Below are 17,950 nucleotides of genomic sequence, written 5' to 3'. Positions count from 1 at the left end.
GGTGTTGCATCATTGCAATAGTCAATGAAGAACATGGTGACAACCTACCATGGCTGGGAGGAAACAGGATGATTCAGTGGAAAATTGCACCTGCCGCGCTTCTGAGCGCGACATTGGCGGCCGGCACCGCGGTTTTCCTTGCGGCGACGCCTCTGTTGGCACAGGAAACCGTCAAGCTCGAGCTCTGGTCGCGTCAGGATCCCTCGGGACCGCTGCGCGCAGGCAATGTGGTCAAGGCTGCCGAGCGGCTGAACAAGGAGCTTGAGGCCGAAGGCTCGCCGAAGCGAGTTGAGGTTGTCGTGCGCGAAAGCCCCGCCAAGGGCTTCGACGACGATGCCCTGCAACTTCTCAAGGTATTCGGCATCGGCGAAGGCCCCGACATGTTCATCGCCGCGCACGAATGGATCTGCGCCTTCCAGGAGGATGGCTTCGTTCTCAAGCTGGACGACTACATCGCAAAGTATCCTCAGCACTTCGGAACGATCTTCCCCTCGCTCTGGTCATCGGCCAAATGTCCCGACGGCACCTACGCAATTCCGCAGGACGCCGAGGCGAGGATGTTCTTCTACAACAAGCAGCTGCTGCGTGAGGCGGGTTACGACGATGCCTTCATCGACTCCATGCCGGAGCGTACCTTGTCCGGCGATCTGACCATGGACGAGGTGTTGGATATTGCCAAGCAGGTCGTCGAGAAGACAAAAGCCCAATACGGCGTTCTTCACCGGCCGAACAAGGGGCCGGACTACATCATGGCCTTCAACGCCTACGGCAACGACTTCGTCGATCCGAAAACCGGCAATTTGCTCCTCGAGCGCGACAAGCTCGCTGCCGCCTTCGGGTGGTTCGAGCGTGGGGTGAAGGAAGGAGTCATCCCGGCCAACAACACGGCGATGGAATTCGATGCACTGCGCAAGGAATTCTACACCGGCAACGCCGCGTTCTGGATGTACGGCATCTGGGACCTCGGCAGCGTCGCGTTCCCGACCTACGGCTTGCCGCAGGACGAGGAGGCCTTCTTCAAGGATTGGGGGTGGATCCCCGGGCCGGCAGCAGAGAAGGGCGGCTCGCCGGTGAGCCTGACTCACCCGATCGTCTACGTGATCGCCGCCGACACGAAGGAACCGGAACTCGCCGTCCGCCTGCTTGGGCACGCTTCGGCGGCCGACCTCAACACCGATCACGCGGTGACAACGACGCATCTCGGCATCAAGCCCGAACAACTCGAAGACCCACGCTATGCCGAGGCCTGGCCGCTCGCCAGGGCAACCGAACTGCTCAAGATCACCAAGTTCCTGCCCAACAACGCCCAGTTCGGCGAGCTCAACGGCATCATCTATGCCGGCATCCAGGGTGTGGAATCGGGTCGGTTGTCGGCGCAGGAAGCCGCCGATTTCGTCATAGAGGAGGCGTCGTCCGCCCTCGAGGACGTGATCGTCAAATAGGTTCCGATCGGCCTCGCGACCATCGACCCGGCGGCGCTGGGTCGATGGTTGCAAGTCTCCGCGGTGTTAGTCAGACAATGGCGACGATAGCAGACGAACTCATCGAGCGGCGCGGCCATGCGGCGTCGGCGACACGCCGGCGCACCAACTTCGTGATCTTTCTCGGCCCGGCGATCGTGTTGACGGTCCTATTCTTCATCGTGCCCGTGATCATCGATATCGCAGTGTCGTTCACCGATCTCGGCCGGTCGCTCCGCATTACCGCGTTCACCACCGAACAGTACGAAAAGGTCTTTCGAACCGATCGCCGGCTGACACAGGTGATTGGGCTGACCTTCGTCTACGTCTTCGGCACGCTGGCGATCTTCAACGTTACCTTTGGCCTGATCCTCGCAATCACCACCACGGCGATCAGGAACGTGTCCGGCAGCTTCTTTCGAGGTGTTTGGCTGTTGCCGCGGATGAGCCCGTCGGTCCTTTACATCCTGCTCTGGCTATGGGCGGTGAGCCCAACCGAAGCCGGCCTCGTGAACCAGGTGCTCATGCAGGCGTTCGGACTCGATGCGCCGCTCGACCTGCTGACCTCGGCGCCGATCGCGCTTATTATCATCTCCAACGGCTTCATCGGCGCTTCGATGGGCATGATCATCTTCACCGCCGCGATCCGCGGAATCCCGGAGCACCTGTTCCATGCCGCGGCGGTGGACGGCGCCGGAACGTTCGCAACGATCCGTTTCATCACCCTGCCGGCGCTGCGCTGGCCGATCAGCTTTGTGACGATATACCAGACACTTTCGTTGCTGGTCAGCTTCGAATATATCCTGCTCCTCACCAAGGGCGGCCCGTTCTACGATACGACCGTCTATGCGCTTTATGTCTACCGTCGCGCCTTCGAAAGCGGCCAGTACGCCTACGGAGCGGCGCTGGCGCTTTTTCTGATCGTGATCGGCATGGTCGTCGCGCTCATCGGCTGGCGCTTCTTCGACATGGAGCGCCTGCTGCAGCGCCCACGTATCGAGGTGCATTGAGATGGTGACGCAAGCAGCCCCTGCCATGACGATGGCGCCGTCGGAACCGGAGATCGATTGGGACAGTTTGGCATCGCGGGCGCGTCTCGCCCGGCGCACCAGGGCAGTGGTTCTCTATGCCTTCCTGATCGCCGTGTCGCTTCCGATCATCCTCCCCTATTTCTGGCTCGTCACCATCGCCTTCTCGGCCAGGACCGGCGTGGCCGAGACGGCGGTTCTGTGGCGCTCGATGGCTGTGGTCGTGCCGGTCATCGTCGGCTTTTGGCTTGCAGCCGCGCTGGCACGAAACCGGCGGCAGTTGTGGTTCGGTTTTGCCGCAGTCGCAGCGGTCGCCGTGGTCGCATTTGCCCTCTTGGTCGGACCCGACCTGCATCTCGGCAATTTCATCTTTCTGTGGGAACCGGACTTCGCCTCCGTGGTGCGGTCGCGCGTGGGAGAGGTCAAAGGCGCGGTCCAGTTCCCCAATGTCTGGCACGCCTTCGGCAACTCGATCCTGATCGCCGGAGCGCAGACCGCCATCGTCGTCACCGTCGCCTCACTCGCGGCCTACTACCTGTCGCGCTTCCAGTTCCCCGGCCGCTCCTCGATGCTGCGCTCGCTCCTGGTGCTGCACGCGTTCCCCGTGCTGACTCTGATCGTGCCGATGTTCCTGATGCTCTACTGGATCGGTCTGCTCGATACGCTTTTCGGCGTCATACTCGTGCTCGTCGCCTTCGAGCTGCCGTTTGCGATCTTCATCATGAAGGGCTTCTTCGACGCGGTGCCGTGGGACATCGAGATGAGCGCGCTCACCGACGGCGCCTCACGGCGGCAGGCATTCGTGAGCGTGGTGCTGCCGCAGGTGAGGAACGGAATTCTCGCCGTCGCAGTTTTTACGTTCATACGGGGGTGGGAAGAGTACATATTTGTCTTCACGTTTTTGATCAGAAACAGCAATTGGACGATGAGCCTCTACATGTACTGGGTGCGCGATGACGTCATGGGCGTAGACTACGGCGTCGTTTCCGCGGTCGGCGTCTTCTACCTTGTCCCGAGCCTCATTCTCTACATGGCCGCGCAACGCTATCTCATGCAGATGTCGGTCGGTGGCGTGAAGGGCTGACGACGATGGCCAAGATCGAGTTCCGTCACGTGTCGAAACGCTTCGGGGCCGTCGAGGTGATCCCCGACATGGACCTCGTCATCGAGGACGGCGAGTTCGCCGCCCTTCTCGGCCCCTCCGGCTGCGGCAAGTCGACGAGCCTGTTCATGCTCGCCGGCATCTATCTTCCGAGCGGCGGCGAGCTCCTCTTCGACGGCCATCTCGTCAATGAGGTGGAGGCACGCGATCGCAATGTCGGCATCGTCTTTCAATCCTACGCGCTCTATCCGCACATGAGCGTGCGCGACAACATCCTGTTTCCGCTACGCTTCAAGAAAACGCCGCGCGACGAAGCTCTCGCCCGGGTAAAAGCGGCAGCAGACCTCGTCCGGGTCACGGAACTCCTGGACCGCCGCCCGAGTGAGCTTTCCGGCGGACAGCAGCAGCGCGTCGCCCTCGCACGCGCCCTGGTCAAGAAACCGCAATTGCTGCTTCTCGATGAACCGCTCTCCAACCTTGACGCCTCGCTTCGCCTTTCGATGCGGACCGAGATCAAGTCGCTGCACGAACAACTCGGCGTCACGACCGTCCTCGTCACGCACGACCAGATCGAGGCGACGACGATGGCCGACCGCATCATCTGCATGCGTGCCGGTCGGATCGAACAGGTCGGAACACCGGACGACCTCTATCTCAGGCCGTCGAGCCTGTTCGTCGCCGGGTTCATCGGCTCGCCGCCCATCAACCTCGTCGCCGGCAAGGCCGAGGGCGGCACCTTCACCGCGGATGGTACCAGATTTCCGGTGGTGGGCGCGTCGGGCGAGATTACCGTCGGGCTGAGGCCGGAGCACCTCAGGTTCGGTGAGGCCGGCTTTGCCGGCCGCATCACGCAGATCGAGCCGATGGGCCGCGAAATCCTCTACGTCGTCGAAACCGGCATGGGCGCCGTCCGTGTACTCGAACAGGGTTCTTTCGTCGGACACACCATAGGCGAGCAGGTAAAGGTGGCGTTCCGACCCGAGAACTCGCTTGTGTTCGAAACGAAGCGACAGAAGCTCATTGTGGGAGCGCATGTCCGTACACCGGCTTGACCCGATCGGGCGGCAACCGCCCGACTTCATACTGCGGAAAGGAGCGCGTGCCGTTGGCAGCATCTGAGGCGAGCAAGCAAACATCAACGCCGGTGGCGATCGAGGGACCATTTGGCCCGGTCCGGCTGAAATGGCACAAGCTGCGCACCCACCTCTCCGAAGCTCCGTTCAAGCTTTCGAACCTCGCGCTCGGCTGGCAACTCGGCGCGAGCCTCGAGGTCGACATTCTCGCCACCGCCGATAACCGCTTCGCCGTTCTCCACGATCCGACGCTCGGACCCTCTACTACCGGTCGCGGCCGCGTTCCTCTCATGCCGCTGGCATCGATGAGAGGTCATTTCCACCGCGGCGCGGACGGCGCCCCCGACCTCGATGCACCGGTCCTGTCGCTCGCCGAGCTGATGGCCCCGCTTCGCACGCTGCCGAGAGCGCCGTCAGCCAACCTTCAACTCGACCTCAAGCTGCTCGAGGGGCACACGCTTCCGGATTCGGCAATCGCCGACGCGGCAGCGGCCGTTGCCGGGCTGGAGGACGCCATTGTCGTCGGATCGCATTATCTGGATGACGCGCGCCGTCTCGTCGCCGCCATCCCCCAAGCCCGGCTCGGCTACGATCCGATGCTGGCGGTATCCCGCCAGCCGGCTCTGCGGGAGCCGGAGCGGCTCCTGCGCCACATCGAGCGGCGCAAGACCGGAGTGAGCCTCGCCTATCTCAGATTCGATGCCATTGTCGCGGCGGAAAACCAGGGCTTTCCCCTCGTTGCGCGTTTGCTGGACCTCGGCATCGAGACCGATGCCTGGACGGTCAATCCCGGCGCGGACATCGACGACGCCATTCTGCGGACACTCTTGAAGGCGAAAGTGCGCCAGATCACGACCGATGCTCCGAGCGAGATCGCCCGACGGATGCGTTTGTGTTGACGGCCCGCGAAGTTGACTTCGTCATCGCCGTATGCTGCGAAACCTACGGCTCATCCGAATGCCGTGGACCGGAGGAACGCATTTGCATCTTCGTCATCAGATCGTCGCGCTCGCGATCGTGCCGCTGATCGTCGCGATACTCACCATCACCGCCTTCATCACCTGGCAGTCGACAACGCTCGTCCAAAGCAGCATCGACACGTTCGAAAAGAACATGCTTGAGGCGAAGGAAAACGAGCTTCTCAACCTTACCAATCTTGCCCTCTCGGCGATCCACGACGTCTACATGAAAGCCGGGCCCGAGGACGATGCGGCGAAGGAGCGGGTCAAGGCGATCCTGAAGAGCCTCGACTATGGCGAGGACGGCTATTTCTTCGTCTATGACTATGACGGCAACAACCTCGTACATCCCCGGCAGGACTTTCGACCGGGACGCAATTGGCTGGATCTCGTGGATCCCAATGGTGACCGGGTGATCGCCAATCTGATCGCCAAGGCCAAAGAGGGCGGCGGCCTTCACCAGTACAAGTGGGAAAAGCCATCCTCTGGAAAGCTCGCCGACAAGCTCTCGTTCGCCGCCGGGCTCGACAAATGGGGATGGATGATCGGGACCGGCGTCTATCTCGACGACGTCTTCGCACAGACCGACGCAGCCAAGGCGGATCTCCGCGAGAACATCCGCATGACGTTTCTGGTCGTAATCCTTATCGCGGTGCCGGCCGTGCTCCTCGTGTTCGCGACCTGCATGATGATCACGCTGCGCGAGCGCCGCCTGGCAGACAACAGGTTGAAAGAACTTACCCAGCGCGTCATCGACACACAAGAGGAAGAGCGAGCGCGGCTCGCGCGTGAACTGCATGACGGCATCTCGCAAAACCTGGTCGGCGTGCGCTACGCGATCGATCTTGCCAGCCGCCAGGTGAAGAACCGCAGCGAGAACGCCTCAAAGGCTATCGACGTCGGCGTCGAAGCCCTGAACGGCGCTATAAAGGAAGTCCGGCGGCTCTCCCATGAGTTGCGGCCTCGGGTGCTGGACGATCTTGGCCTCACCCCGGCATTGAAGGCACTGAGCGAGAATTTCACCGAACGCACCGGTATAGATGTCGAGCTGGAGGCCGCGTGGCAGGACATGCTAAGACCGGAGGCGAGCACCGCCCTTTATCGCATCGCGCAGGAGGCTCTCAACAATGTGGAGCGCCATTCCGGCGCGACCCGCGTCGAAATCAGACTTTGGAGCGAACGGGGGCGTGTGCGGATGACGATTGCCGACAATGGCAACGGCTTCGAAGAGGACAGGGTGAAGGAGGGCCGAGGCGGGCTTGGCCTGCGCAACATGCAGGAGCGCATGGCGCATTTCGCAGGATTGCTGCTCGTCAAGTCCGGACCGGAAGGCACGCGTCTGACGGCGATGCTGCCTAAATCGGCAAATCGAGCAGCAGAGAGGCGCCCGGAGGCAGCATGACCGAGAAGACCCCCATCAAGGTCCTCCTGATCGACAACCATCCGCTGGTGCTCGACGGCCTCAGGGCGCTCCTCGAGACCTACGGCCATATCGACGTCGTCGGCACGGCGGGGCTTGCGCGTGCTGGACTGGAACTCGCGCTTCGCACGCGACCGGACGTCATCCTGATGGACATCAACATGCCGCAGGTCAATGGTATCGATGCGATCGAGCTCTTCAAGGAGCAACTGCCCGGGACACGCATCCTGATGCTCTCCATGCACGACAGCCGGGAATATATCTCGACCTCCGTCCTGAGGGGTGCCTGGGGCTATATTCTCAAGGATGTCTCGACCGAGGAGATCGTTGCGGCGATCGAGGCGGTTGCCCGTGGCGAGACCTATTTCTCCTCCGGCGTCTCGGATGTTCTCATGCAGCGCCAGCCCGACGAGAACGCAATGCCACTCACCATCCGCGAACAGGAAGTGCTGCGTCTGCTTGCCGCCGGTCAGAGCAATCGAGACATCGCCCAGGCCCTCGGCATTTCCTCCGCAACGGTGGAAACGCACCGCAAGAACCTCAAGAAGAAGCTCGGCATTGCGACAACTGCCGGCCTGACGCGATACGTCATCGAGCACGGGCTCGCCTGAATGGCATACCCACTTCTGGGTATGCCATTGAATTTCTTTAACTTTCCTCCTTGCAGCAGCGAAAGGTCGGGCATACCAATTGCCGACGACCGGTGGCCTCGAGCCGCCCGTCATCGGGAGGATGTTTCATGCCTGTTTTACTGTCGCTGTCGCGCGTCATCGACGCGATGAATACCCATGTGGGCAAGGCGGTGTCGTGGCTGCTCTTGGCCGACGTTCTCATCAGCGCCCTCAATGCGATCTCACGCAAGCTGTTCGACCTGAGCTCCAACGCCTGGCTCGAGGCGCAATGGTACCTCTTCTCGGCCGTCTTCCTGGTTGCGGCCGGTTTCACCCTTCTCAACAACGAACATGTGAAGGTCGACCTCGTTTACGGGCACCTGCCGCGTCGCGCGCAGCTCTGGATCGAAGCGCTGGGGACGGTCTTTTTCCTGTTTCCGTTCTGTCTGATCACGATCTATCTGGCGACCCCGATCTTCTTCGCGAAATTCACGAGCGGCGAGATCTCCAACAACACCGGCGGCTTGGTCCTGTGGCCCGTCTGGATGCTGATCCCGATCGGTTTCGGCCTGCTGGCGCTGCAGGGACTCTCGGAACTGATCAAGCGCATCGCCATCCTTCGCGGCGACCTGCCCGATGCCATCGCGCTCGCCGACGCCGAAGCCAACGCTCTCTAAATCAGGATTCCTCACATGTTCGCTTTCTTCGCGGAAAATCTCGCGCCGATCATGTTCCTGTCGCTGATCGTCGTGCTCTTGATCGGCTATCCGGTCGCCTTCGCCCTCGCCTTCGTCGGTTTCATCTTCGGCTTCGTCGGCATCGAAATGGGCCTTCTGCCGGCCAGCCTCTTCGGGGCAATTCCCGACCGCATCTTCGGCCAGATGTCGAACGAGACCCTGCTTGCCATTCCCTTCTTCACTTTCATGGGCCTCATCCTGGAGCGAAGCGGAATGGCGGAGGATCTTCTCGATACGATCGGGCAGCTCTTCGGGCCGGTTCGGGGCGGCCTCGCCTTCGCCGTGATCTTCGTCGGGGCAATCCTGGCGGCGACCACGGGCGTCGTTGCGGCCTCGGTCATTTCCATGGGGCTGATCTCGCTGCCGATCATGCTGCGCTATGGCTACGACCGCCGCATCGCCGCCGGCACGATCGCCGCCTCGGGGACGCTGGCACAGATCATTCCGCCGAGCCTCGTGCTCATCATCCTCGCCGACCAGCTCGGGCGATCCGTGGGCGACATGTACAAGGGTGCGCTGGTGCCGGGGCTGCTGCTCGTGGCGCTCTATGCGGGCTTCATCATCGCCATGTCGCTGCTGCAGCCGAAGAGCGTGCCGGCACTGCCGCCCGAAGCCCGGTCGCTCCGCGGTTTCAAACTAGCGCGGAAGGTGATGGTCTCGCTCATCCCGCCGCTCGCCCTCATTTTCCTGGTGCTCGGCACCATCTTCATCGGCCTTGCCACGCCGACCGAAGGCGGCGCCATGGGTGCGGTCGGGGCGCTGATCCTCGCCGTATTCAACCGCCGCCTCGACCTGACGATACTCCGTTCGGCACTCTATTCGACGGCCAAGCTCTCGTCCTTCGTGATCTTCATCCTGCTCGGCGCCCGTGTCTTCTCGCTCACCTTCTATGGCGTCAACGGCCATATCTGGGTCGAGCACCTGATGACGGCGATCCCCGGTGGCGAGATCGGCTTCCTGATCGCCGCCAACCTGCTCGTCTTCTTCCTCGCCTTCTTCCTCGACTATTTCGAGCTGGCCTTCATCATCATCCCGCTGCTCGCACCGGTCGCGGAAAGCCTTGGCATCGATCTCATCTGGTTCGGCGTGATGTTGGCGATCAATATGCAGACAAGCTTCATGCACCCGCCCTTCGGCTTCTCGCTCTTCTACCTCCGCTCGGTGGCACCGGCTCGCGCCTATCGCGACAAGGTGACCGGCGAGACCATCCAGCCGGTCACCTCGGGCCAGATCTACAAGGGCGCGCTCCCGTTCCTCGCAATCCAGCTGGCAATGGTCGCGCTCGTCATCTCCTTCCCCGGACTCGTGACCCACTACAAGGCCGGCCAAGTGGAGGTGGACCCGTCCGAGATCCAGCTCGACGTGCCGATGCCGGGGGACGCGGAAAGCAATCCCTTCGGCACCCCGGCCGCGCCCTTCGGCACGGAAGACGGTGGGACGAGCCCCGACCTCTCATCCGTGGACTTCGGCTCGCCCACGCCGGATTTCAGCGCCCCGCAACAGTAAGCACCCCGTTACCACGTCCCACTGCCGCTTCGGCGCGGCAGCCGGCCGGAATCACCATCCAAAACCTGAGGAGGACCACGCATGCCCCATACTCTCAACAGACGGAACTTCCTGTCGAAAGGCGTGCTCGCCGGCGTCGCCACCGCCGCCGGCTCGACGCTCGCGGCCCCAGCAATCGCCGAGGAACTGCCAACGCTTCGCTGGCGGCTAACCTCTGGCTTCCCGAACAACCTCGACACGATTTACGGCGGAGCCGTCGTTATGGCCGAGACGCTGTCGAAGATCACCCAGGGCAAGTTCCAGATCCAGGTGTTCCAGGCCGGCGAGATCGTGCCCGGGCCGCAAGCTCTCGACGCAGTGAACGCCAACACGGTCGAGATCGCTCATACATGCGGCTATTATTTCACCGGCAAGGATCCGACATTTGCGATCGGCTCGACCATTCCCTTCGGTATGAACGCACGCCAGCAGAACGCGTGGCTTTATCATGGCGGGGGAAATGAGCTCTATAACGAGTTCCTCGCCGACTACGGCGTCGTTGGCATTCCGGGCGGCGCGACCGGCGCCCAGATGGGCGGCTGGTTCCGCAGCGAGATCAAGAGCCTCGCCGATCTCCAGGGCGTCAAGATGCGGATCGCCGGCATTGCCGGCCAGGTGATGGCGAAACTCGGTGTCGTGCCGCAGCAATTGCCGGGCGGCGACATCTATCCGGCGCTCGAACGCGGCACGATCGACGCCGCCGAATGGATCGGTCCCTATGACGACGAACGCCTCGGCTTCTACCAGATCGCGCCGAACTACTACTATCCCGCCTATTGGGAAGGCGGACTGACCGTGCACTTCTTCGTCAACAAGGCGCAATACGAGGCGCTGCCCGAAGCCTACAAGGTCGCGCTCGATACCGCCTGCAAGGCGGCCAACGTCAATATGCAAGCCATGTACGACGTCAAGAACACGACGGCGATCCGCACTCTGGTCGGCAAGGGCGTGAAGCTCAGGCCGATGCCACGGGATGTCCTTGATGCGGCCTACAAGGCCACTTTCGAGCTCTACAGCGAATTCGAGGACAAGCACCCCGCCTGGGCGAAAATCTATCCGCAGTGGAAGAAGTTCCGCGACGAGTCCTTCCAATGGTTCCGCGTCGCCGAATACAGCTATGACAGCTACAACTACGCGGCACAGGCAGCGGGGAAGTAAGAGCCCTCACCGGCTCCAGGCTCTTACAGTGCCGCGCGTTATCAGAGGCGCAAAGGTCGCTGTAACACTTTGAACTGCTGCATGTCTCTTTGCTTAAGTCGAGGTCGATCTAAGGAGACATGCAGCAGCGCCCGGAGCCAGGCTCGACGTGCAGGAGCTAGCGTGACATCCGCGCATCAGCGGCGGGCCTTGACCCACGCGATTATCTTCGGCCAAATCGTCCTAAAAGCCTCGCGCCCGACCAGGATTCCCAGGTGCTGCAGGCAAACGCCCGTCTCGCCTGGATATTCGATAATCTGCGCTTGCCCGCGCGGCATGGCCGCAACAAAGGGCCTGATCGACATCGGCGACGCCACGTCGTCATCGCTGTTGACGACGACAAGCGTGGGAAGAGACAGGTTTCCGGGACCAATCGCCTTGCCGCCGATCTTCAGGGTGCCGCGATAGAGACGATCCTCCCTGTAGAGCCAGTCGAGGATCTGATGGACCAGCCTCCCGGGGAGCGGCACCTCGTCGAGTGACCAGCGCTCGACGCGGCCATGGATTTCCATTGCGCGATGGTCGGACATGCTGAGACCTGCATCCATCAAGCGCGACCAAACGAACGTGTCGGGAGACGCCATCGCGCTCACATACGACAGCAGCGAACCTGGAAAAGACCCCGCCCCGGAAAGGCCTGGCGGAACCAGCGAAACCAGACCGTCGCGAAACCGGCTGGTTCCTGGCTGGAAGCAGAGCGGTGCGTCAAGGAGAATGAGACCCTTGGCGCTCTTCGGTGCGGAGGCACCGTAGATCGCGGCAAGCGTGCCGCCGAGTGAATGACCCGCCAGAACGGGTTTCGAATTCGAAGCATCTTTCGATACTTTCGCAATGCTGTCGGCAATGGCCTGCATATATTCATCCAGGCCGGGGTTGCCCGTCAGACGCGATGCCGGTTTCCACTCAAGCAGGTTGACGCGCAGGCCTTGCCGCAGGCAGTAGCGAACTGCACTCGCTGCGGGAGCGAGATCCCAAATATAGGGACGCTTGATCGGGGCCGCGATCAAAAGCAGGGGGGTGGCCGATGAGCCGCGGCCGCCGTAATCACGCAGCCGCCAATACGGTCCTGACGCCAGCACACGATAGGAGCGCTCCCTTGGATCAAGGCCAAACGCGCCGACGACATTGCCCTGCGCTCGACGCAGGATGTCGCTCCAGGCAAACTGCGCGCGTTGGACAATGTCCAAAGGCGTGTGCTTGAAGGTGGCCCGATCCGGCACAATCCCCTCCCGGTCGCGAACTTCGGGGGGTTCATTCTCGGCGCAAACCCCGTCGGGATCAACCGGATCGCGCGCTAATCAGGACGCTGCCTGAGCCTTGAGGTTGAGAAGCAGCCGTTCCTGTCCGACGCGGATCACGTGCTCCATCGCATGGCGCGCGCCCTCCTCGTTTCGGCGCCCGATTTCCTCGACGATGCGGATGTGGGCCATGGCGACGCGGTCGATCTCACTCCCGTCATCCGAGGGGCTGGTCCGCCTGAAGACGCCCACCAATGCGGCCTCTATGAGGCTCCCCACCGTATGCATGAAGGGGTTGAGCGAAGCCTCGAGCAGGCTCAGGTGAAATTCGAGGTCGGCCTGGGCGAGCGTCTGAGCGCTGTGTTCCGCATCGCCCATGGCAACGGCAAGCCGCATCATTCGCGCGATGTCCGCATCCGTGGCGCGCCGCGCCGCAAGACCGGCTGCATAGGGTTCGAGCGCCAGGCGCACTTCGCAGACATGACGCAGGAAACCCTCGTCTACCCCCGCATTGAAGTGCCAGGTCAAGACGTCGCTATCGAACAAGTTCCATTTTGGCCGCGGAAGGACGCGCGTGCCGATGCGAGCTCGGGCGAGAACAAGGCCCTTGGCAGCAAGCGTCTTCATTGCTTCGCGCAGCACGGTGCGGGAGACACTGAAACGGGCCGCAAGCTCCAGGTCGCCTGGCAATATGTCGCCGACGGCGAATTCGCCGCTGACGACCGCCTGCCCCAGCTCGTCAACAACGAGCCGGTGGCTTGTTCTCTTACCCGTCTGCCTGCCAAAACGTGACGCCGGCATTCACGCGGTCCTCCGCCTGGTCATACGTGTTGCCTGTCGCCGCGCGATATCCTGATGATGCCCTTCTGAAGGAGGATGAAGGCGAAGAGCAGCAGACCGATCAGGATCTTCGTCCACCAGCTCGATAGGGTTCCGTCAAAAGTGATGTAAGTCTGGATCAGCCCTTGGATGAGGATGCCGACCAGCGTTCCCGCAACAAATCCGGATCCGCCAGTCAGCAGCGTCCCGCCGATCACGACGGCGGTGATCGCATCGAGTTCGACGCCGACGGCGGCAAGCGAATAGCCGGCCGAGGTATAGAGCGAGAACACGATGCCGGCGAGGCCCGCGAGCAGTCCCGAAAGCGCGTAGATCCCGACGGTCGTGCTCGCGACCGGCACCCCCATGAGTTTCGCCGTCGCGGTACCCCCGCCGAGCGCGTAGACATTCGTGCCGAAACGGGTGCGATGCGCAACCAGGATGCCGAAGGCGAAAACAAGCAGCATCACGCCGCCGATCAGGGTGATGCGCCCGCCGCCGGGCAGCTTGTAGTAGAGCCCCTTCAGTGTCGCATAGAAAGGATGCTTGATCGGGATGGAATCGATCGAAAGCACGAAGGCCATGCCGCGGGCGAGGAACATGCCGGCCAGCGTGACGATGAAGGCCGGCATTTCCAGATAATGGATGATCGCCCCCATCAACGCCCCGAACGCCGTGGTGATGGCGAGGACCATTGCGAAGGCGACGAGCGGGTGCACGCCGCCCTGCTCGAGCACCACTGCCAGGAAAACACCGGCGAAGGCGATCACCGCGCCGACCGACAGGTCGATGCCGCCGGAAAGGATGACGAAGGTCATCCCGACTGCGGCGATGCCGAGGAAAGCGTTGTCGGTCAGCAGGTTGCCGATCACCCGCGTCGACAGCATGTTCGGGTATTGCCCGACGCAGAGCGCGTAGCTCAGAACGAAAATCAGGATGGTGGCCGTAAGCGGAAGATATTTTTGCTTCATTTCGCTTCTCGCTCGGTCGGTTTTCCGGCTGCGCGCGGGATTTGAAGGAATGTGAAGGCGCTGCGGAAGCGCGGCGACTGCAGCACCAGGATGAACACGATGATGGCCGCCTTGATGATCAGGTTGAATTCCGGGGGGAAGCCGGACAAGAGGATGCCCGTATTGATCGCCTGAATAATGATCGCCCCGAGCACCGACGCGGCAATGCTGAAGCGTCCGCCGAGAAGCGAGGTGCCGCCGACGACGACTGCCAGGATGGCGTCGAGCTCGAGCCAGAGCCCGGCATTATTGGCATCCGCTCCCTTGATGTCGGCAGCGGCGATGATGCCGGCAATCGCCGCGCAGAGCCCGGAAAGCACATAGGCAGCGACAAGGAGCACTGGAGTCAACACGCCGGAAAGCGTGCTCGCCTGGCGGTTGACGCCGATCGCCTCGATCAGCATTCCAAGCGCCGTCTGACGAACGAGCAGCGCGACAAGCACCCCGAAGACGAGCCAGATGACCACCGGCATCGGCAGCCAGCCAAAGGAGCCGCTGCCGACAAAGATCAGGCCGGCATCATTGAAGGTGAGGATTGCGCCTTCCGTGATGAGCTGCGCAATGCCGCGGCCCGCGACCATCAGCACGAGCGTTGCGATGATCGGCTGGATGTCGAGAACCGCAACAAGGAAGCCGTTCCAGATGCCGCAAAGAATGCCGACGGCAAGTGTGGCAAACAGCGTCTCGAGCAGCGAATGCCCCGAGGTGATCAGCGATGCGGCAACGGCGCCGCATATTGCCATGACGGCGCCGACGGAGAGATCGATGCCCTTGGTGGCGATGACGACGGTCATTCCGATCGCCAGCAGCACGACGGGGGCACCGCGGTTCAAGATGTCGATCAGGCTGCCATAGAGGCGACCGTTCTGGATCTGCAGGTTGAGGAACCCGGGGAACACCATTGAAATCGCGAAGACAATTGCCGCAAGTACGATCAACTGCGGCAGCAGCCGGCCGAGATAGGTTTTCACGGTCGCGGTCACGATGCCCTCCCCTGAGTGGCTGCAGCGATCGCTTCAACGATCTCATGTGCTGTAATCCGGTCGCCGCTAAGTTCCGCGACATGGGCGCGATCGCGCAGCACGACCACGCGCGTGCTGTAGGCGACCAATTCCTCGATTTCGGACGAGATGACGATCAGCGACATGCCCTTCTCGCGTAAGCTCTCGATAAGCCTGACGATCTCGGCATGGGCGCCGACATCGATGCCGCGCGTCGGTTCGTCCAAGATCAGGAATTCGGGTTCCGTCGCAAGCCAGCGGGCGAGAATCGCCTTCTGCTGGTTGCCGCCCGAAAGCAGCTTGATGGGCTTTTCCCGGTCGGCGGTGCGGATGTCGAGCGCCCGGATATAGTGGTCGGCCAGCCGGTTCTGCTCCGCCCGCGAGATCGGCCGCGTCCAGCCACGCCGCGCCTGCAAAGCCAGGACAATGTTTTCCCGTACCGAGAGGTCACCGACGATCCCGGCCGTCTTGCGGTCCTCGGGACAGAAGCCGAATTTCTGGCGTATGGCGGCGCGCGGCGACGACAGTTCCACGGCGCGGCCGTCGATTTCCGCCGTGCCGCTGTCAGCGCGATAGGCGCCGAAGAGCACCTCGGCCGTTTCCGTTCGTCCGGAGCCGAGCAGGCCAGCAATCCCGACCACCTCACCAGCCCTGACATCCAGATCGAAAGGGTCGATCCGGCCGCGACGGCCGTAGTTGCGGAAGCGGTAACGAAGCCTGCCCTCGTCCGCGGGGGTATGACGCGACTGGATTTCAGCCGCTAGTTCGCGACCGATCATCATCGCGATCAGTTCGCGCCGGTCGAGCTCCGCGGTCTCGCGCGTGCCGACGAGTTGGCCGTTGCGCAGCACGGTTATGCGGTCGGAGATCTCGTAGACCTGTTCGAGGAAATGGGTGATGAAGATGATGCCGAGCCCGCGAGCCTTCAGCCGCCGGACGATGCGGAAGAGCATCGCCACCTCGTGGGCGTCGAGACTCGCCGTCGGCTCGTCGAGGATCAGGACCTTGCCGGAAAGGTCGACGGCTCGAGCGATCGCCACGACCTGCTGGATCGCCACCGAGTAGCTGGCAAGGTCGCGAGTGACGTCGAGATCGAGCTCGTATTCCGCAAGCAGCTCGCGCGCCTTGCGATTCATCGTGCGTGTATCAGTCATGCCGAAGCGGCATGGTTGCCGGCCGAGAAAGAGGTTTTCGGCGACCGTCAGGTTCGGCAGCAGGTTCACCTCCTGGTATACGGTCCCGATGCCGAGCCTCTGGGCATCGAAAGTGTCGCGCGGATCGACCTCGGCGCCATCGAGCAGGATGCTGCCGCCGTCGCGCCGATAGGCCCCGGTCAGGCACTTGATCAGCGTCGACTTGCCTGCGCCATTTTCGCCGAGCAGCGCGTGAACCTCGCCGCGACGCAAGTGAAAATCTACCTTGTCCAAGGCCTTCGTGCCGGGAAAGCCCTTCTCGACGCGGATCGCCGAGAGAATATTGTCGCTATTGCCGTGCATGGATACCGTCTCTTCGCACCGACCGCCTGGCGACGGACGGAATAAGGAAGGCCCGCGCCGAAACGAGCGCGGGCCGTTTGTCGAGATCAGTAGCCGAGGCCTTTCTTTTCCTCATAGACCTTCATCGGGTCGTCGGCCTGGGTGTACAGCTTCGATTCCGTCTGGATCCACTTCGGCGGCTCCTTGCCGTCCTTGAGGTAGGCGTCGAGAGCATCGAAGGCGGGACCTGCCATGTTCGGCGTCAGCTCCACCGTCGCATTGGCCTCACCCGCAGCCATAGCCTGGAAGATGTCCGGAACGGCGTCGATCGAGACGACGAGGATATCTTTGCCTGGCTTCAGGCCGGCCTCCTTGATCGCCTGGATCGCACCGACGGCCATGTCGTCGTTATGGGCATAAAGTGCGCAGATGTTCTTGCCGCCGTCTTCCGCCTTCAGGAAGCTTTCCATGACTTCCTTGCCCTTGGTGCGGGTGAAGTCGCCAGTCTGGCTGCGAACGATCTTCAGGTTGTCATTACCGGCGAGAGCCTGTTCGAAACCTTTCTTGCGGTCGATCGCGGGGGAAGAGCCGGTCGTACCCTGTAGCTCGACAACGTTGCAGGGCTTGCCCGCCACCGTATCCACGAGCCACTTGCCGGCGACGCTGCCTTCATGCACGAGGTCGGACGTGACGGCGGTCAGGTAGAGATCTTTGGACGCATCGACGGTGCGGTCGAGCAGGATGACCGGGATTTCCGCGTCCTTTGCCTCCTGCAGCACTTCGTCCCAGCCGGTGGCGACGACCGGCGCGAGAAGAATGGCGTTGACGCCCTGCGCGATGAAGGAGCGGATCGCCTTGATCTGGTTTTCCTGCTTCTGCTGTGCGTCGGCGAACTTGAGATCGATGCCGCGCTGCTCCGCCTGCTGCTTCGTCAGCGTCGTCTCGGCGGCACGCCAGCCGGATTCCGAACCGATCTGGGAAAAGCCGACGACGAGATCGGCGGCCGAGGCGCTTCCGAACATGCAGGCAGCAAGGATCGTGGCACTCGCGAGTGCTTTGCGAAATTTCATGATTTCCTCCCAAAGAAAGCTGCTCTCCAGCAGCCCGTTAGGAAAAAATCATATAATATTACTTTTGTAAACTCAGATTCGTATTCGCACCCTTGCTTCTGCCAAGATAATTGGGGGAACACCCGCCGCCGGCCCTTCCGCCGCGGGAAGGCGAAAGCGGTACGGGCAGATGCGCCACCACCCGCCCGGCCGCGCCGTTCGCACG

16 protein-coding genes are annotated in these 17,950 nt (G+C 62.2%); 10 read left to right on the top strand and 6 right to left on the bottom strand.

Annotation, left to right across the window (positions count from 1 at the left end; translation table 11 throughout):
- The first annotated feature begins 68 nt into the window (after positions 1-68).
- From J2Z31_RS05350 to J2Z31_RS05305, 10 genes are all read left to right on the top strand, one after another.
- Positions 69-1,442 carry an ABC transporter substrate-binding protein gene (locus tag J2Z31_RS05350; protein ID WP_209600820.1) on the top strand — a complete coding sequence of 458 codons (1,374 nt, stop codon included), beginning with the start codon at positions 69-71 and terminating at the stop codon, positions 1,440-1,442.
- Between the two features lie 77 nt (positions 1,443-1,519).
- Positions 1,520-2,470 (top strand): carbohydrate ABC transporter permease, encoded by a 951-nt coding sequence (locus tag J2Z31_RS05345; protein ID WP_209600819.1) that lies wholly within the window; start codon positions 1,520-1,522, stop codon positions 2,468-2,470.
- 1 nt (position 2,471) lies between these two features.
- The gene (locus J2Z31_RS05340; RefSeq protein WP_209600818.1) at positions 2,472-3,572 is read left to right on the top strand and encodes a carbohydrate ABC transporter permease; all 1,101 of its coding nucleotides are present in this window, start codon (positions 2,472-2,474) and stop codon (positions 3,570-3,572) included.
- Between the two features lie 5 nt (positions 3,573-3,577).
- Positions 3,578-4,642, top strand: coding sequence for an ABC transporter ATP-binding protein (locus J2Z31_RS05335; protein ID WP_209600817.1), 1,065 nt, complete (start codon positions 3,578-3,580; stop codon positions 4,640-4,642).
- A gap of 47 nt (positions 4,643-4,689) precedes the next feature.
- The gene (locus tag J2Z31_RS05330) at positions 4,690-5,562 is read left to right on the top strand and encodes a glycerophosphodiester phosphodiesterase (protein ID WP_408022006.1); all 873 of its coding nucleotides are present in this window, start codon (positions 4,690-4,692) and stop codon (positions 5,560-5,562) included.
- 82 nt (positions 5,563-5,644) lie between these two features.
- The gene (gene mctS / locus J2Z31_RS05325) at positions 5,645-7,024 is read left to right on the top strand and encodes a two-component system sensor histidine kinase MctS (protein ID WP_209600815.1); all 1,380 of its coding nucleotides are present in this window, start codon (positions 5,645-5,647) and stop codon (positions 7,022-7,024) included.
- On the top strand, positions 7,021-7,653 hold the full coding sequence (gene mctR, locus J2Z31_RS05320) for a two-component system response regulator MctR (RefSeq protein ID WP_209600814.1): 633 nt from the start codon (positions 7,021-7,023) through the stop codon (positions 7,651-7,653). Before mctS ends, mctR begins: the two co-directional genes overlap by 4 nt.
- 128 nt (positions 7,654-7,781) lie before the next feature.
- Positions 7,782-8,330 (top strand): TRAP transporter small permease subunit, encoded by a 549-nt coding sequence (locus tag J2Z31_RS05315; protein ID WP_209600813.1) that lies wholly within the window; start codon positions 7,782-7,784, stop codon positions 8,328-8,330.
- A 15-nt stretch (positions 8,331-8,345) separates the two neighbouring features.
- Positions 8,346-9,896: a TRAP transporter large permease gene (locus J2Z31_RS05310; protein WP_209600812.1), complete on the top strand. Its 1,551-nt coding sequence runs from the start codon at positions 8,346-8,348 to the stop codon at positions 9,894-9,896.
- Positions 9,897-9,977: 81 nt separating this feature from the next.
- Entirely contained in the window at positions 9,978-11,093 is a 1,116-nt protein-coding gene (locus tag J2Z31_RS05305; RefSeq protein WP_209600811.1) for a TRAP transporter substrate-binding protein, read from the top strand.
- A gap of 176 nt (positions 11,094-11,269) precedes the next feature.
- Here the strand turns inward: J2Z31_RS05305 and J2Z31_RS05300 are convergent, their stop codons facing one another.
- The 6 genes from J2Z31_RS05300 to ytfQ form a co-directional block, all read right to left on the bottom strand.
- Positions 11,270-12,352, bottom strand: a complete 1,083-nt coding sequence (locus J2Z31_RS05300; protein ID WP_209600810.1) for an alpha/beta fold hydrolase — start codon at positions 12,350-12,352, stop codon at positions 11,270-11,272.
- A 78-nt stretch (positions 12,353-12,430) separates the two neighbouring features.
- Positions 12,431-13,171 carry a FadR/GntR family transcriptional regulator gene (locus J2Z31_RS05295; protein WP_209600809.1) on the bottom strand — a complete coding sequence of 247 codons (741 nt, stop codon included), beginning with the start codon at positions 13,169-13,171 and terminating at the stop codon, positions 12,431-12,433.
- A gap of 20 nt (positions 13,172-13,191) precedes the next feature.
- The gene (yjfF, locus tag J2Z31_RS05290; protein WP_209600808.1) at positions 13,192-14,160 is read right to left on the bottom strand and encodes a galactofuranose ABC transporter, permease protein YjfF; all 969 of its coding nucleotides are present in this window, start codon (positions 14,158-14,160) and stop codon (positions 13,192-13,194) included.
- Positions 14,157-15,182 (bottom strand): ABC transporter permease, encoded by a 1,026-nt coding sequence (locus J2Z31_RS05285; RefSeq protein WP_209600807.1) that lies wholly within the window; start codon positions 15,180-15,182, stop codon positions 14,157-14,159. Before J2Z31_RS05285 ends, yjfF begins: the two co-directional genes overlap by 4 nt.
- Positions 15,179-16,696 (bottom strand): galactofuranose ABC transporter, ATP-binding protein YtfR, encoded by a 1,518-nt coding sequence (ytfR, locus tag J2Z31_RS05280; RefSeq protein ID WP_209600806.1) that lies wholly within the window; start codon positions 16,694-16,696, stop codon positions 15,179-15,181. The genes J2Z31_RS05285 and ytfR overlap by 4 nt, the downstream gene beginning before the upstream one ends.
- 86 nt (positions 16,697-16,782) lie before the next feature.
- Positions 16,783-17,745, bottom strand: a complete 963-nt coding sequence (gene ytfQ, locus J2Z31_RS05275; RefSeq protein ID WP_209600805.1) for a galactofuranose ABC transporter, galactofuranose-binding protein YtfQ — start codon at positions 17,743-17,745, stop codon at positions 16,783-16,785.
- Positions 17,746-17,950: the final 205 nt, after the last annotated feature.

Origin of the sequence: Sinorhizobium kostiense (genome assembly GCF_017874595.1) — a bacterium.
Lineage (GTDB): Bacteria > Pseudomonadota > Alphaproteobacteria > Rhizobiales > Rhizobiaceae > Sinorhizobium > Sinorhizobium kostiense.
The sequence above is the reverse complement of the archived record's forward strand: the minus strand, read 5'-3'. Positions and strand labels throughout refer to the sequence as shown.